This window comes from Providencia sp. PROV003, assembly GCF_045040775.1.
In the GTDB taxonomy this organism is placed as follows: domain Bacteria; phylum Pseudomonadota; class Gammaproteobacteria; order Enterobacterales; family Enterobacteriaceae; genus Providencia; species Providencia huashanensis.
This window is the reverse complement of sequence record NZ_CP096369.1, coordinates 324,205-340,002: the sequence shown is the minus strand read 5'-3', so window position 1 is coordinate 340,002 and position 15,798 is coordinate 324,205. Positions and strand designations below refer to the sequence as shown.

Sequence of the window (15,798 nt, the reverse complement as noted above, 5' to 3'; positions counted from 1 at the left end):
GAGCCTATTTAAGTAGGTGACTAGTGCGAATGCGCGTAGTCAACAACACAGCAACGTGAAGTATGACGAGTATAGCAGGCTGCATGGTAACGGAAAATGTTCCGTCTGACACGCCTTTGAGGAGGGAAAGATGTCAAATACACCTAAAGTACTGGTGATCTACGCTCACCCAGACCCTGATGAGTCTATTGCTAACAAGGCATTGCTTAGTGTGGTGTGTGGTTTTGAACATGTGACAGTCCATGATTTATACGCAACCTATCCTGATTATTTTATTGATGTAACTGCGGAACAAGAATTACTGTGCCAGCACGATATCATTGTTTTTCAACACCCTCTCTATACTTATAGTTGCCCTGCGTTGTTGAAAGAATGGTTTGACCGTGTTTTAACGCGCCGTTTTGCAACGGAGATGGGCTATCAAAAACTGAAAGGGAAATACTGGCGTTCTGTGATCACGACAGGCGAACCCATTCATGCATATCAACATGACGGCTATAATCATTACCCACTTAACGAAATACTTCGACCATTTGAATTGACCGCATTGATGTGTGATATGCAATGGTTGGAACCTATCATTATTTATGCAGCACGTCGGCAGCCCACTGAGCGGTTTCAACAGCTGATTGATGACTACCGTCAATGGATACAACAACCGCTAAGCGCGGGAGGGCTCTCCTAATGTCAGAATTGGGGCTATTTGAATCTGTCATTATTTTTTTATGTGCCGGTGTGGTGATGGTACCTATTGCACAAAAAATCCGTTTAGGGGCGGTGCTTGGGTATTTACTCGCGGGGATTATGATTGGGCCATTTGTTTTGGGCTTTATTCATAACGTCGATGACATTTTACATTTCTCTGAAATGGGGGTGGTATTCCTAATGTTCTTAATTGGTTTAGAGTTAAAACCATCTAAACTGTGGGAACTTAGGCGCTCTATTTTTGGTGTAGGAACCGTGCAGGTGGTTGTTACTGCGGCAATAATGGCATCACTGTTATTTTTAGCGAAGTTTTCTTGGCAAGCTGCTGTGGTTGGTGGGCTGGGGATGGCAATGTCTTCAACCGCTATGGCTTTGCAACTCATGAATGAAAAAGGCATGTCCAACAAAGAAAGCGGGCAGCTTGGTTTTTCTGTGTTGTTATTCCAAGATATGGCGGTGATCCCCATTATGGCATTGATCCCCTTATTAGCTGGGGATTCAGCCACAAGTGATTGGCAAAAGATTGGCTTAAAAGTTATCGCATTTGCCGGTTTATGGGTGGTGGGGCGTTACTTGTTACGCCCAATGTTTAAATTAGCGGCGAAATCAGGCGTACATGAAATTTTTACAGCTGCAGCACTATTGGTAGTGTTAGGGTCTGCATTAATAATGGAAAGCCTTGGGTTCTCTATGGCATTAGGGACGTTTATGGCAGGTGTGATGCTAGCAGAAACAGAATTTCGCCATGAACTCGAAATTAATATTGAGCCATTCAAAGGGCTATTGCTGGGGTTATTTTTTATCTCAGTTGGGATGTCACTAAATTTACAAATACTCTGGGCGTATTTACCACAAGTTTTGGTTGCTGTGGTCATTCTTGTCGCGGTAAAAGCCCTTGTCCTTTATGGCCTGAGCCATGCAGCAAGGCTTAGGAATGGTGCTAGAGCACAATTTTCTGGTGTTTTAAGTCAAGGCGGGGAATTTGCTTTTGTCATTTACGCAACCGCATCTGGTGCAAGTGTGATTGACGAGCGCCAAATGGACCTCTTATTGGTGGTCGTCACCCTTTCTATGATGACAACACCACTTGTGATGCAGTTGATAGATGCTTATCTGAACTACCGCTATAATCGGCAACCAACGTCAAGTGAAAAACCATTTGTCGAAGATAACGACCCTCATGTTATTTTGGTTGGTTTTGGTCGTATGGGGCAAGTGGTAGGCCGCCTATTAATGGCCAATAAAGTCAAAATTACCGTACTTGAACAGGATGTTACAGCGATAGGTACAATGCGGCGCTATGGCTATACTGTTTATTATGGGGATGCGCGTGAGCTACAATTATTGCGCTCAGCGGGAGCAGAAAAAGCGAAGGCAATTGTGATCACTAGTGATGTGCCCGAAGAAGTTATGGAAATTGTACATTTATGCCAAGAGAATTTCCCTAATTTACATATCATCGCACGCGCGAAAGGCCGTGTAGAGGCACACGAATTATTGCAAAGTGGTGTCACTGACTTTAGTCGAGAAACCTTCTCTAGCGCATTAGAATTGGGGAGTAAGGCATTAATTAGTACCGGTATGCATCCACATAAAGCATACCGAGCTAAACAACATTTCCGCCGTCTAGATATGCGTGTGCTTAGAGAGATTATTCCTGAAAATGAAGGGGATAGCGGCCAAGTTTCTCGTGTCAAAGAGGCAAGGCGCGAGTTAAATGAGCTGTTTGAAAAAGAAATGCTTAGAGAGCATCGCCAGCCACATGGCTGGAATAAAGATGAATAAAGGAAACCAACATGTCGTCAACACGTAAACGGTTTATTGCAGGTGCAATTTGCCCTAAATGTAAGTCACAAGACACGTTAATGATGTGGCGTGAAGATAAAATTGATGTAGTTGAATGTGTCAATTGTGGCGATCAGCAGCGTCAAGCAGGGGATGAAACAACTGGGCATATTAGGGAAAAAGAGCAAGTTATAGGGATTTTTACACCTGAATGAGAGAATTTTGTCAATTCTCAATACATCACTATAGTTTTTCGGTACAATTGGCAGAAAAATTTTCCCCATATGGGTAGTAGGAGATGTCATGAAAGTAGCAAAAGACTTGGTGGTCAGCTTGGCTTATCAAGTAAGAACAGAAGACGGTGTTTTAGTTGATGAGTCCCCAGCAAGCGCGCCAATGGACTATTTGCATGGCCGTGGGTCTTTAATTTCAGGTCTAGAAAAAGCATTAGAAGGCCGTGCTGTCGGTGAAAACTTTGATGTTGAAGTTGCTTCAGACGATGCATATGGTCAATACGATGACAACTTAGTTCAACGCGTTCCTAAAGATGTATTCATGGGCGTTGATGAGCTAGAAGTGGGTATGCGTTTCTTAGCTGACACTGACATGGGCCCAGTTCCTGTTGAAATCACCGGTATTGAAGGTGATGAAGTTATCGTTGATGGTAACCACATGTTAGCAGGCCAAAACTTGAAATTTAATGTTGAAGTCATGGCTATTCGTGAAGCAACAGAAGAAGAAATTGCACATGGGCACGTTCATGGTGCAGGCGGTCACGACCATGACCACGACCACGAAGGTGGTTGCTGTGGCGGTGGCGGTCATAGCCACGGCTCAGAAGGCGGTTGTTGTGGCGGTGGCGAAGGCCATGGTCACAAACAAGGCGGCTGCGGTTGCCATTAATAACTAGCAATAGCTAAGTATTAGAAGGAAGCGAAAGCTTCCTTTTTTGTGGCCTCATTAATAATGAGGAGGGGGTGTTTCTTCTTCTGGCCTTGCTAAATGGCTATCTTGCGAAGATTTCAGCCTTTCCGTCACAATGCGTAAATGCTCTTGCATACGGTTAAGTTGCATTTGTTGGTCGGTGATAACCTGGTTGAGTTGTTCAATCGCCAATTCTTGAAAGGCGACTTTGCTTTCTAAAAGTTCTAAACGTTGTTCTAATGTATCAGATGAGCCCATCTTCGACTCTCCTTAGATGTATTTGTCATAATTAAACCATCATAATAACCGAACATTACAAATCCATAGATAAGTTTTAGTTAAAGATGTAGGCGATGAAACCTCTTTTTGTTAATGTAGTCTAAGAAATTCTTATTTTTTTCTATACTAATTGGTAATCAGTTTCTAAAGTTAAAAGTTGATTATCAATAAACATAAAAACGAATAGTTCGCTATTCGAACATACTCGAATAAAAGTTATCGGAGATTAGGATGAAATCACTGTTTAAGGCAAGCCTTTTAGCAACCACGCTAGCATTTACTTTCGCTGCTCCACAGGTGATGGCAGCGGAAGCCAAAGCACAAAGCAGCGCATTCAAAAACGCAGAAGAGCGTAATGCGTATGCATTAGGTGCTTCATTAGGCCGCTACATGCAGAATTCTTTAGAAGAACAAAAAACCATTGGTATTAACTTGGATAACGCTCAATTACTGGCGGGTGTTCAAGATGCTTTCAATGGCAAAAGCAAAATGACGGATGCAGAGGTTGAAGAAACACTGCGTCAATTTGAAGGGCAAGTCAAAGAAGCTGCCGACAAAAAAATGAAAGAAGAATCAGCAAGCAATGAGAAAAAAGGTGCTGAGTACCGCGAAAAATATGCGAAAGAAAAAGGCGTAGTAAAAACTAAGTCTGGCTTACTGTACAAAATTGAAAAAGAAGGTACAGGTGCAAAACCTAAAGCAGACGAAACCGTTGTTGTTCACTACAAAGGTTCTCTGATTGATGGTACTGAATTTGACAGCTCATACACACGTAATGAGCCACTGACTATTCCTTTAAACTCAGTCATTAAAGGCTGGACTGAAGGTCTAGTTAACCTGAAAAAAGGCGGTAAAATGCAGTTAGTGATCCCTGCTGATTTAGCGTATGGCGAAAACGGCGTTCCGGGTATCCCTGCAAACTCAACTTTAGTCTTTGATGTTGAATTATTAGATATCAAACCAGCGGCTAAATAAGCGCAAATAAAGTTTGTTTCAAGAGCCCAAGGCGTCAGGTCTTGGGTTTTTTTTGTATAAAGCATTTTAATTATCTCTATGGCGACTCATTAGCATCTATAAGATATCTTTGTTTCCTGCCATGGTAGCTCCTTATTTAAAAATAAAGAAAATACAGTAGATAATACGGTTAAAAATATAAATGTTTTAGGTGAGTTTCTAATGATATGGAAAGGCGTAAAATATGAAATGTCAATATCTGATAAATAAAAAACAAAAAGGTTAATCGCATCAACGATTAATACTAATGAAATAGCTAACATAAAAATACGTTTAATTATGGATTTAATATGTAATGAATAATTTAGAACAGAGGTAAGTAACAGTGAGCGCATTACCATAATTAGTAAAGTAAAGGCTATTGAATAGATAGTCAGTTCATCGATGTACACTGTTACAATGCCGGTGATTAACAGTAATAAGTCATATATTTCATTGAATGAAACTATTAGAAAGTAAATAGTTAGAACTATAGATTTGTATTTTGGCATAAGAAACCTTACGAATTAATAAAATTTTTTAGTGAAATTGCTTTTTAATTATAATGGTGAGTTTTTGATGTTATTTCAGCTAAGTAAAATTGTAAATAATTATACCTTTATTATTTAATTAATAATTATGAGTTGGTTTTACATATATTATTAATAATAAATCACTATCGCGAATAGTCCCATTTATATGAATAACGAAAAAACTAAATTTACTCTGTTATAGATCTTGCTAAGTCGAGGTACTCCCGGTTAATGAGTAAGTTGCAGATAAGCCACACCATGATAGTGGCGACAGAAGCAAACCTTGATGAACTTTCGGTAAAAAAAATCCTCAAATTGTTTAAAACTTGTGATAAAACAGACTGTCTTGCATTCATTCGCTTGACGGCAACGTCTTGGAGTTTTAACTTCACAAGACTCTATTTTATTTTTTATCATCATAATTGTTGATTACAAGTCGTATAATTAAGGTAAATTAGTCGAATAATGAATGCCTTATTAGTCAACGGGATGAATTTTTACATTTAGAAGGATGATGTTGAAAATGTCAGATTCTTTACAGTCACACGACCTCAGCGATATCAATATACTGGATAACCAGCCGTTTACTGAGACCGACCACGAAATCTTAAAATCATATGAAGCGGCGGTTGATGGCTTAGCAATGTTAATTGGTGGGCACTGCGAAATTGTTCTTCATTCTTTGGAAGACCTAAACTGTTCAGCAGTGAGAATAGCGAATGGGCAACACACTGGTCGTAAAATTGGCTCGCCGATAACGGATCTCGCACTGCGCATGTTGCATGATATGGCAGATGAAGAATCCAACGCTTCCAAGGCTTATTTTACGAAAGCCAAAAGTGGCGATTTAATGAAATCAGTGACGATTGCTATCCGTAATCGTAAGCAGCGTGTTATTGGCTTGCTATGTATTAATATGAACTTGGATGTGCCATTCTCTGAAATTATTCAATCGTTTGTTCCAGAAACAAAACAAGAAGTCACTTCAGATGTTAACTTTGCATCTTCTGTTGACGATCTTGTTGCACAAACACTGGAATATACTATCGAAGAAGTCGGTAATGACCGTAATGTTTCGAATAATGCGAAAAACAAGCAGGTAGTACTTAACCTTTATGAAAAAGGGATTTTCGATATCAAAGACGCGATAAACCAAGTTGCTGATCGCCTGAATATTTCTAAACACACAGTTTATTTATATATTCGTCAATTCAAGAGCGGTGAATGAGTCACGTAAATTCATTAAGTTACTGTTTATTAGTTACTGGTCCGGCTTATGGAACACAACAAGCCACAAGTGCGTTCCAATTTGCGAAAGCCCTTCTTGCAGAAGGGCACCAATTGAAAACCCTATTTTTTTATCGGGAAGGGGTGACCAATGCTAATTTGTTGACCTCGCCTGCAACGGATGAATTTAATTTAGTTGCAGCATGGCAGGAACTGGCAGAGCAATCAGGGTGTGAAATGCACATTTGTGTTTCTGCCGCATTACGACGGGGTATCGTTGACCAAGAACAAGCGCAAAATTTAACGCTGCCCGTCGCTAATCTTGCAAATGGCTTCATCATGAGCGGCTTAGGGAGCTTAGCCGAGGCTATGATGACCACAGACAGAACAGTCCAATTCTAAGAACAGCCCAACACTAAGGTATTGTGTGAAAAAAATTGCCTTTGTCTTTACAACTATGCCTCATGGAAATGCAAGTGGCCGAGAAGGGTTAGATGCCTTATTGGCGACTTCAGCGCTGACAGAAGACATTAATGTATTTTTTATTTCTGATGGTATTTTTCAGCTTCTTGCAAAACAACAACCTAGCAAAGTTCTGGCCCGAGATTACATCGCTACGTTTAAAATTTTACCGCTGTATGATATTGAAAATATTTATCTTTGCCGCGCTTCTATGCAAGAAAGAGGGTTGGATGAACATCATGAATGGGTAGTCCCGCCTAAGATCCTTGGCGTTGAAGAGATTCGCAAGAAAATTGCGGAATGCGATGTGGTGCTTAGATTTTAATCTTTTGTGTGGTTTTTGATCTATGATAGGATCTTTTCTATGCTGTATACATTAGCAACATCTCCGTTTAGTTGTGATTTTTCGGCAGTGTTACGTTTAATTACTGATAAAGACGTAGTTTTACTGATGCAAGATGGCGTGGTTGTCGCGGTACAGCAGTCGCCTTACCTTGATGCATTGCAAAAAACAGGGGCTCAGTTGTATGCATTGGATGTAGACATCAACGCGCGGGGGTTACAAAATTCCCTCTCAAACGCAGTTTCTGTAATCACTTATCAAGGTTTTGTGAAGCTAACAGAAGTCCAAAAACAACATTTTGCCATATAAAGGCACTAAAAGTTGTATATTTCTTGACACCTGAGCCAGTCAGCAATAAAATTTCGCGTCCTCGTGTATCGTCATGTTGGCGAACGAGGTCGAAATCCGTGTTTACGAAGCAAAAAAACCAGGAGCTTTTTTAATAATGGCAACTATTAATCAGCTGGTACGCAAATCCCGTAGCTCGAAAGTTGTGAAAAGCAACGTTCCAGCGCTGGAAGCTTGCCCGCAAAAACGTGGTGTATGTACACGTGTATATACTACTACTCCTAAAAAACCAAACTCAGCATTACGTAAAGTATGCCGTGTTCGTTTAACTAATGGTTATGAAGTTTCTTCCTACATTGGTGGTGAAGGCCACAACTTGCAGGAACACTCCGTAATTCTTATCCGTGGTGGTCGTGTTAAAGACTTGCCAGGTGTGCGTTATCACACCGTTCGCGGAGCACTGGACTGTTCTGGTGTTAAAGACCGCAAACAAGCACGTTCTAAGTACGGCGCTAAAAAGCCTAAGGCTTAATGGATATCCGTTAAGTAAGGCCAAACATTTTTAATCTTAATGTCAAAATAAACTCGTAGAGTTTTGGACAAACCTGAATTAACAACGGAGTCATATCCATGCCACGTCGTCGCGTAATAGGTCAACGTAAAATTCTTCCAGATCCTAAGTTCGGATCAGAATTACTGGCCAAATTTGTAAATATCCTGATGGTAGACGGGAAAAAATCTACTGCTGAAGCAATCGTATATAACGCACTTGAGACCCTTGCTCAGCGTTCTGGTAAAACTGAACTTGATGCATTCGAATTAGCACTGGATAACGTGCGTCCGACTGTGGAAGTTAAATCCCGCCGTGTTGGTGGTTCAACTTACCAAGTTCCAGTTGAAGTTCGCCCGGTTCGTCGTAATGCCCTGGCAATGCGTTGGATCGTTGATGCTGCTCGTAAACGCGGTGATAAATCTATGGCTCTGCGCCTGGCAAACGAATTATCAGATGCTGCTGAGAACAAAGGTTCCGCTGTTAAGAAACGTGAAGACGTTCACCGTATGGCAGAAGCTAACAAGGCGTTCGCACACTACCGTTGGTAATTTTTTATCGACCTTAGTGCTGTATCTCAGGGTAGCCTTTGCTACCCTTTATATGAAGAAATGAACGCCCACGAGAGAGGAAAAAATGGCCCGTCAAACGCCCATAGCACGTTATCGTAATATCGGTATCAGTGCACACATCGACGCCGGTAAAACCACAACTTCTGAACGTATTCTGTTCTATACTGGTGTAAACCATAAAATTGGTGAGACTCACGAAGGTTCTGCAACAATGGACTGGATGGAGCAGGAGCAAGAGCGTGGTATTACTATCACATCTGCTGCGACTACTGCATTCTGGTCTGGTATGGCAAAACAGTATGAGCCACACCGTGTTAACATCATCGACACCCCAGGACACGTTGACTTCACCATCGAAGTAGAACGTTCTATGCGTGTTCTTGATGGCGCAGTAATGGTTTACTGTGCGGTTGGTGGTGTTCAGCCACAGTCTGAAACTGTATGGCGTCAGGCTAACAAATATAAAGTTCCACGTATTGCGTTCGTTAACAAAATGGACCGTATGGGTGCGAACTTCTTACGTGTTGTTGAGCAATTAAAAACACGTTTAGCAGCTAACGCAGTTCCACTGCAATTACCAGTCGGCGCAGAAGAGTCGTTCACTGGTGTTATTGACTTGCTGAAAATGAAAGCAATCAAGTGGAGCGATGAAGACCAAGGCGTTACCTTCGAATACGAAGATATCCCTGCGAACATGCAAGAAGCAGCTGAAGAGTGGCACAACAACCTAATCGAAACCGCAGCAGAAGCATCAGAAGAACTGATGGAGAAATATCTGGGCGGTGAAGAACTGACTGAAGCAGAAATTAAAGCTGCATTACGTCAACGTGTTCTTGCAAGTGAAATTATCCTGGTTACCTGTGGTTCTGCATTTAAGAACAAAGGTGTTCAGGCGATGCTGGATGCAGTTATTGATTACTTACCTGCGCCAACAGATGTACCTGCGATCAATGGTATTCTGGACGACGGTAAAGACACTCCAGCTGAGCGTCACGCAAGTGATGATGAGCCATTCTCATCATTAGCATTTAAAATTGCAACTGACCCATTCGTGGGTAACTTGACGTTCTTCCGTGTTTACTCTGGTGTTGTTAACTCAGGTGACACAGTATTGAACGCAGTTAAAGCGAAAAAAGAGCGTTTTGGCCGTATCGTACAGATGCACGCTAATAAACGTGAAGAGATTAAAGAAGTTCGCGCTGGTGACATCGCGGCAGCTATCGGTCTGAAAGACGTTACTACAGGTGATACTTTATGTGCGATTGATGCACCAATCATCCTAGAGCGTATGGAATTCCCAGAGCCAGTAATCTCTGTTGCAATCGAACCAAAAACTAAAGCTGACCAAGAAAAAATGGGTATCGCATTGGGCCGTTTGGCGCAAGAAGATCCATCTTTCCGCGTATCAAGTGATGAAGAGACGAATCAGACTATCATCGCTGGTATGGGTGAATTGCACTTGGACGTTCTGGTTGACCGTATGCGTCGCGAATTTAAAGTTGAAGCGAACGTTGGTAAACCTCAAGTAGCTTACCGCGAAGCAATCACTGCTAAAGTGACTGATATCGAAGGTAAACACGCTAAACAGTCTGGTGGTCGTGGTCAGTATGGTCATGTCGTTATCGATATGTTCCCACTGGACAAAAACGATAAAGACGGTGCTCCAATGGACTACGAATTTGTCAACGAAATCAAAGGTGGTGTAATTCCTACTGAATACATCCCTGCGGTTGACAAAGGTATCCAAGAGCAGCTGAAATCTGGCCCATTAGCGGGTTATCCTGTGGTTAACATGGGTGTTCGTCTACATTTCGGTTCTTACCATGATGTTGACTCCTCTGAATTGGCGTTTAAACTTGCGGCATCAATCGCGTTTAAAGATGGCTTCAAAAAAGCTAAACCAGTTCTGCTTGAGCCAATCATGAAAGTCGAAGTGGAAACACCAGAAGACTACATGGGTGATGTTATTGGTGACCTGAACCGTCGTCGTGGTATGATTGAAGGTATGGATGACCTACCTACTGGTAAAGTCGTTCGTGCACAAGTACCATTGTCGGAAATGTTCGGTTATGCTACTGACCTGCGTTCTCAGACACAAGGTCGTGCTTCATACTCTATGGAGTTCCTGAAGTACAATGAAGCACCAAACAACGTTGCACAAGCTGTTATCGAAGCTCGTAACGCTAAATAATCGGTTTTTTATCGATTAACTACTTTAATTTAAGTTCCTTCTTTATAGTGAAGAGGGAACTCCATAAGGAATAGAGTCGTGTCTAAAGAAAAATTTGAACGTTCAAAACCGCACGTTAACGTTGGTACTATCGGCCACGTTGACCATGGTAAAACTACTCTGACAGCAGCTATCACTACTGTTCTGGCTAAAACTTACGGCGGCGCAGCGCGTGCATTCGATCAAATCGATAACGCACCAGAAGAAAAAGCGCGTGGTATCACCATCTCTACTTCTCACGTAGAGTACGATACTCCAACTCGCCACTACGCACACGTAGACTGCCCAGGACACGCCGACTATGTTAAAAACATGATCACTGGTGCTGCTCAGATGGACGGTGCAATCCTGGTTGTTGCTGCGACAGATGGCCCAATGCCACAAACTCGTGAGCACATCCTGTTAGGTCGTCAGGTTGGTGTTCCATACATCATCGTTTTCCTGAACAAATGTGACATGGTAGACGACGAAGAGCTGTTAGAATTAGTTGAAATGGAAGTTCGTGAACTTCTGTCTCAATACGATTTCCCAGGCGACGATACTCCAGTTGTTCGTGGTTCAGCTCTGAAAGCGCTGGAAGGCAACCCAGAGTGGGAAGCGAAAATTGTTGAATTAGCAGAGCACTTGGATTCTTACATCCCAGAGCCAGAGCGTGCAATTGACAAGCCATTCCTGCTGCCAATCGAAGACGTATTCTCAATCTCAGGTCGTGGTACAGTAGTAACAGGCCGTGTTGAGCGTGGTATCATCAAAGTTGGTGAAGAAGTTGAAATCGTTGGTATCCAAGACACTGTAAAAACTACCTGTACTGGTGTTGAAATGTTCCGTAAACTGCTTGACGAAGGTCGTGCAGGTGAGAACGTTGGTGTTCTGTTACGTGGTACAAAACGTGAAGAAATTCAACGTGGTCAAGTATTGGCTAAACCAGGTTCAATCAAGCCACATACTCAGTTCGAATCAGAAGTTTATATTCTGAGCAAAGATGAAGGTGGTCGTCATACTCCATTCTTCAAAGGTTACCGTCCACAGTTCTACTTCCGTACAACTGACGTAACAGGTACTATCGAACTGCCAGAAGGCGTAGAAATGGTAATGCCAGGTGATAACATCAACATGATCGTTACCCTGATCCACCCAATCGCGATGGACGACGGTTTACGTTTCGCAATCCGTGAAGGTGGCCGTACTGTAGGTGCGGGTGTTGTTGCAAAAATCATTGCATAATACCGCTCTTTCTGAATAAGAAAGAACTACTTTAGTAAAAAAGGGCGTCTATTAGACGTCCTTTTTATACGTTGCAAAATTAAGAACCTATCTCATCAATCGTTTATATAATTATTGGTGAGATAGGCTCTGAAACAACGATTTGAAACAATAAATTGGTAACTGCGTTGTTTACTTTACGCAGTTATATGAGATTTATTAAGGTTTTGCTCAGAAGATATGGTATATTTTACCGCTGCCACAAAAAAGAAGGTTATTTTCCTATTGGTGTGGTTGAAAAATTTGCTGAGCATGCTGAAATTCCTGCGGAATGGATAGCACTTGTGAAATGGATAGTACTGGCCAACAAATAGTACTTGCGAAATAGAATGTGACTGCATTTAGTCGTATTTGCAGAACCAATAGCGCTAATTTAACTCCATTAAACAAGGCTAATCGCCTTTAACTCGCAGGTGATGTTATTGATATCCTTATCAGGTGCTACAGGTTGAGTTGGTAGTATTTGGGGGATATGTTGGCATATTCTATTGGTTTGGCTTGCTTGTTTTACCTTTGTAAACAAGCTGGCTTTGTACATACTTCATGGTAACAGGTTGAATTATGAGTGCGAATAGCGAAGCTCAAGGAAGTGGACGCAGTGCAGACATCTTCAAATGGGTAATTGTCTGTGCCCTATTAATAATTGCTATTGTCGGCAACTATTACTTCCGTCAATATAATCTCGCCCTGCGTGCTTTTGCGGTCGTGGCTGTTGTCGCTATTGCGGGTGCTGTCGCTTTATGGACTGCAAAAGGTAAAGCAACACTGGCGTTTGCGCGCGAAGCTCGCATTGAGATGAGAAAAGTCATTTGGCCTACTCGCCAGGAAACATTACAAACTACATTGATTGTTGCCGCAGTAACGGCGGTTATGTCATTAATACTGTGGGGATTAGATGGTATCCTGGTGCGTTTAGTTTCATTTATTACAAGCCTGAGGTTATTCTAAATGTCCGATTCACCTAAAAAGCGCTGGTATGTCATTCAGGCATTCTCTGGTTTTGAAGGTCGCGTAGCACAGTCTTTACGTGAACATATCAAATTACATGCTATGGAAGATTCTTTTGGCGAAGTTATGGTTCCAACAGAAGAGGTTGTTGAAATCCGTAGCGGTCAGCGCCGTAAGAGTGAACGTAAATTCTTCCCAGGCTATGTCTTAGTCCAAATGGTCATGAACGATGACTCTTGGCACTTAGTACGTAGTGTACCACGTGTAATGGGGTTCATTGGTGGAACGTCAGATCGACCTGCACCTATTAGCGATAAAGAAGTTGATGCGATCATGAACCGCTTACAACAAGTTGGTGATAAGCCACGTCCGAAAACACTGTTTGAACCTGGTGAAATGGTTCGCGTTAGTGAAGGTCCATTTGCTGACTTTAACGGTGTTGTTGAAGAAATCGATTATGAAAAGAGCCGCTTAAAAGTCTCTGTTTCTATCTTTGGTCGTGCAACTCCAGTCGAATTGGATTTTGGCCAAGTCGAAAAAGCCTAATCTAAACGACAAAACTGACTTGCAAAAGGCGTGAAATTTGACTACAATTTCGCGCCTTTTGTTTTTATGCTTTGCCAATTTAGCCTCTTAACTGGCTTAATATAGGGCGGGGCATGTTTAATGTAACGGGGAGCCTTGCAAATCGTAAGGCGCTATCACCCATCTAGAGGAAATATCATGGCTAAGAAAGTTCAAGCCTACGTTAAGCTGCAAGTTGCAGCTGGTATGGCGAACCCAAGTCCACCAGTTGGTCCAGCTCTGGGTCAACAAGGTGTTAACATCATGGAATTCTGTAAAGCGTTCAACGCAAAAACAGACAGCCTAGAAAAAGGTTTACCAATTCCTGTTGTTATTACTGTTTATGCAGACCGTTCTTTCACTTTCGTTACCAAAACTCCACCTGCAGCAGTTCTGCTGAAAAAAGCAGCTGGCGTTAAGTCTGGTTCAGGCAAGCCTAACAAAGACAAAGTTGGTAAAGTGACCTCTGCTCAGATTCGCGAAATCGCTGAAACTAAAGCTGCGGACATGACTGGTGCTGATATTGACGCAATGATGCGTTCAATCGAAGGTACTGCTCGTTCCATGGGCCTGGTAGTGGAGGACTAAGACAATGGCTAAACTGACTAAGCGCATGCGCAATATCCGTGAGAAAGTTGATGCAACTAAACAGTACGACATCAACGAAGCCGTTGCACTGCTGAAAGAATTAGCAACTGCTAAATTCGTAGAAAGCGTTGACGTAGCTATCAACCTGGGCATCGATGCTCGTAAATCTGACCAAAACGTTCGCGGTGCTACTGTACTGCCACACGGTACTGGCCGTTCAGTTCGCGTTGCTGTATTTGCACAGGGCGCAAACGCTGAAGCTGCTAAAGCTGCAGGTGCTGAACTGGTTGGTATGGAAGATCTGGCTGATAAAATCAAAGCTGGTGAAATGGACTTCGACGTTGTTATCGCATCTCCAGATGCAATGCGCGTTGTTGGCCAATTAGGTCAAGTTTTAGGCCCACGTGGTCTGATGCCAAACCCGAAAGTTGGTACTGTAACACCAAACGTTGCTGAAGCAGTTAACAATGCTAAAGCAGGTCAGGTTCGTTACCGTAATGACAAAAACGGAATCATCCACACCACTATCGGTAAAGTTGATTTCGATGCTGACAAACTGAAAGAAAACTTAGAAGCTCTGTTGGTTGCTCTGAAAAAAGCAAAACCAGCTTCAGCTAAAGGTGTTTTCATCAAGAAAGTTAGCCTGTCTACGACGATGGGTGCAGGTGTTGCTGTTGACCAAGCTGGTTTATCAGCGACAGTTTAATTTCCATAGCTTTGGCTAATTGGTAATTAGGCTTTACCTTTGCGTCAATTTTGTATAGAATTTGACGCCTTGAGTTTGTTGGGTATAGAAATATGCTCAACAAACCACGAATTTCGGTATGGAGTCTGGCCTTTCCAGACCCCGTCCAAGACCGCAGGTGTAGTTTATTAGTTATTAATAGCTACTTAATTTGCCTGCGTAGACGGTGACAGAGATACCTAGAATTTTATTCTGGATTCTGCTCACCGTGTTTTAGCGCTCAAACACATGTTGTGTCTGAGTGATGTGAGTCCCGGGGGTTTCCCGGTTAATCCAGGAGCAAGAAGCTAATGGCACTAAATCTTCAAGACAAACAAGCGATTGTTGCTGAAGTCAGCGAAGTAGCCAAAGGCGCGCTTTCTGCAGTTGTTGCTGATTCACGCGGCGTAACTGTAGCAAAAATGACTGAACTGCGTAAAGCAGGTCGCGAAGCTGGCGTTTATATCCGTGTTGTTCGTAATACACTGATCCGCCGTGCTGTTGAAGGTACTTCTTATGATGTACTGAAAGACGCGTTTGTTGGTCCAACCTTAATTGCTTTCTCTAACGAACACCCGGGCGCTGCTGCTCGTCTGTTCAAAGAGTTCGCGAAAGCGAATCCAGCATTTGAGATTAAAGCTGCGGCCTTTGAAGGTGAGTTAATCCAAGCGAAAGATATCGATCGTCTGGCAACTCTCCCAACTTACGAAGAAGCAATCGCACGCCTGATGGCAACCATGAAAGAAGCCGCTGCCGGCAAACTGGTTCGTACTCTGGCTGCTCTGCGCGATCAGAAAGAAGCTGCATAAGCCCTTTCCTT

At 42.5% G+C, this 15,798-nt stretch carries 20 protein-coding genes; 19 read left to right on the top strand and 1 reads right to left on the bottom strand.

Annotated elements, in window-relative coordinates; translation table 11 throughout:
- Nucleotides 1-130: 130 nt before the first annotated feature.
- From kefG to slyD, 4 genes are all read left to right on the top strand, one after another.
- Complete coding sequence (gene kefG, locus M1F14_RS01405) at nucleotides 131-685, top strand: glutathione-regulated potassium-efflux system ancillary protein KefG (protein ID WP_042847597.1); 555 nt, start codon at nucleotides 131-133, stop codon at nucleotides 683-685.
- Nucleotides 685-2,490, top strand: coding sequence for a glutathione-regulated potassium-efflux system protein KefB (gene kefB / locus M1F14_RS01400; RefSeq protein ID WP_042847594.1), 1,806 nt, complete (start codon nucleotides 685-687; stop codon nucleotides 2,488-2,490). Before kefG ends, kefB begins: the two co-directional genes overlap by 1 nt.
- An 11-nt stretch (nucleotides 2,491-2,501) precedes the next feature.
- A complete protein-coding gene (locus M1F14_RS01395; RefSeq protein WP_042847592.1) occupies nucleotides 2,502-2,705 on the top strand; it encodes a YheV family putative zinc ribbon protein in 204 nt (67 codons plus the stop codon).
- Between the two features lie 88 nt (nucleotides 2,706-2,793).
- Nucleotides 2,794-3,393, top strand: a complete 600-nt coding sequence (gene slyD / locus M1F14_RS01390) for a peptidylprolyl isomerase (protein ID WP_042847590.1) — start codon at nucleotides 2,794-2,796, stop codon at nucleotides 3,391-3,393.
- A gap of 57 nt (nucleotides 3,394-3,450) precedes the next feature.
- On the opposite strand, the gene M1F14_RS01385 is transcribed toward slyD, so the two are convergent.
- Nucleotides 3,451-3,672, bottom strand: a complete 222-nt coding sequence (locus tag M1F14_RS01385; protein ID WP_042847589.1) for a SlyX family protein — start codon at nucleotides 3,670-3,672, stop codon at nucleotides 3,451-3,453.
- Between the two features lie 252 nt (nucleotides 3,673-3,924).
- Between M1F14_RS01385 and fkpA the strand changes: the two genes are divergently transcribed.
- The 15 genes from fkpA (at nucleotide 3,925) to rplJ (ending at nucleotide 15,787) form a co-directional block, all read left to right on the top strand.
- Nucleotides 3,925-4,668 carry an FKBP-type peptidyl-prolyl cis-trans isomerase gene (gene fkpA / locus M1F14_RS01380; protein ID WP_042847796.1) on the top strand — a complete coding sequence of 248 codons (744 nt, stop codon included), beginning with the start codon at nucleotides 3,925-3,927 and terminating at the stop codon, nucleotides 4,666-4,668.
- Between the two features lie 1,074 nt (nucleotides 4,669-5,742).
- The gene (locus M1F14_RS01375) at nucleotides 5,743-6,447 is read left to right on the top strand and encodes a transcriptional regulator (RefSeq protein ID WP_042847586.1); all 705 of its coding nucleotides are present in this window, start codon (nucleotides 5,743-5,745) and stop codon (nucleotides 6,445-6,447) included.
- A complete protein-coding gene (gene tusD, locus M1F14_RS01370; RefSeq protein WP_042847585.1) occupies nucleotides 6,444-6,848 on the top strand; it encodes a sulfurtransferase complex subunit TusD in 405 nt (134 codons plus the stop codon). The genes M1F14_RS01375 and tusD overlap by 4 nt, the downstream gene beginning before the upstream one ends.
- 55 nt (nucleotides 6,849-6,903) lie before the next feature.
- Nucleotides 6,904-7,233: a sulfurtransferase complex subunit TusC gene (tusC, locus tag M1F14_RS01365; RefSeq protein ID WP_208292484.1), complete on the top strand. Its 330-nt coding sequence runs from the start codon at nucleotides 6,904-6,906 to the stop codon at nucleotides 7,231-7,233.
- 39 nt (nucleotides 7,234-7,272) lie between these two features.
- Nucleotides 7,273-7,560 (top strand): sulfurtransferase complex subunit TusB, encoded by a 288-nt coding sequence (tusB, locus tag M1F14_RS01360; protein WP_042847582.1) that lies wholly within the window; start codon nucleotides 7,273-7,275, stop codon nucleotides 7,558-7,560.
- 136 nt (nucleotides 7,561-7,696) lie between these two features.
- Nucleotides 7,697-8,071 carry a 30S ribosomal protein S12 gene (gene rpsL / locus M1F14_RS01355; RefSeq protein WP_004923923.1) on the top strand — a complete coding sequence of 125 codons (375 nt, stop codon included), beginning with the start codon at nucleotides 7,697-7,699 and terminating at the stop codon, nucleotides 8,069-8,071.
- Between the two features lie 98 nt (nucleotides 8,072-8,169).
- On the top strand, nucleotides 8,170-8,640 hold the full coding sequence (rpsG, locus tag M1F14_RS01350; RefSeq protein WP_004262486.1) for a 30S ribosomal protein S7: 471 nt from the start codon (nucleotides 8,170-8,172) through the stop codon (nucleotides 8,638-8,640).
- Nucleotides 8,641-8,725: 85 nt separating this feature from the next.
- Nucleotides 8,726-10,852: an elongation factor G gene (gene fusA, locus M1F14_RS01345; RefSeq protein ID WP_042847580.1), complete on the top strand. Its 2,127-nt coding sequence runs from the start codon at nucleotides 8,726-8,728 to the stop codon at nucleotides 10,850-10,852.
- Nucleotides 10,853-10,930: 78 nt separating this feature from the next.
- The gene (gene tuf / locus M1F14_RS01340; RefSeq protein ID WP_042847578.1) at nucleotides 10,931-12,115 is read left to right on the top strand and encodes an elongation factor Tu; all 1,185 of its coding nucleotides are present in this window, start codon (nucleotides 10,931-10,933) and stop codon (nucleotides 12,113-12,115) included.
- Nucleotides 12,116-12,282: 167 nt separating this feature from the next.
- A complete protein-coding gene (locus tag M1F14_RS01335; RefSeq protein ID WP_129467292.1) occupies nucleotides 12,283-12,468 on the top strand; it encodes a hypothetical protein in 186 nt (61 codons plus the stop codon).
- 247 nt (nucleotides 12,469-12,715) lie between these two features.
- Nucleotides 12,716-13,102 (top strand): preprotein translocase subunit SecE, encoded by a 387-nt coding sequence (gene secE / locus M1F14_RS01330; RefSeq protein WP_042849047.1) that lies wholly within the window; start codon nucleotides 12,716-12,718, stop codon nucleotides 13,100-13,102.
- On the top strand, nucleotides 13,103-13,648 hold the full coding sequence (nusG, locus tag M1F14_RS01325) for a transcription termination/antitermination protein NusG (protein WP_004264378.1): 546 nt from the start codon (nucleotides 13,103-13,105) through the stop codon (nucleotides 13,646-13,648).
- 177 nt (nucleotides 13,649-13,825) lie between these two features.
- Complete coding sequence (gene rplK / locus M1F14_RS01320; protein ID WP_042849046.1) at nucleotides 13,826-14,254, top strand: 50S ribosomal protein L11; 429 nt, start codon at nucleotides 13,826-13,828, stop codon at nucleotides 14,252-14,254.
- Nucleotides 14,255-14,258: 4 nt separating this feature from the next.
- A complete protein-coding gene (gene rplA / locus M1F14_RS01315) occupies nucleotides 14,259-14,960 on the top strand; it encodes a 50S ribosomal protein L1 (protein WP_042849045.1) in 702 nt (233 codons plus the stop codon).
- Between the two features lie 329 nt (nucleotides 14,961-15,289).
- Nucleotides 15,290-15,787 carry a 50S ribosomal protein L10 gene (rplJ, locus tag M1F14_RS01310; RefSeq protein WP_042849044.1) on the top strand — a complete coding sequence of 166 codons (498 nt, stop codon included), beginning with the start codon at nucleotides 15,290-15,292 and terminating at the stop codon, nucleotides 15,785-15,787.
- The last annotated feature ends 11 nt before the right edge of the window (nucleotides 15,788-15,798 follow it).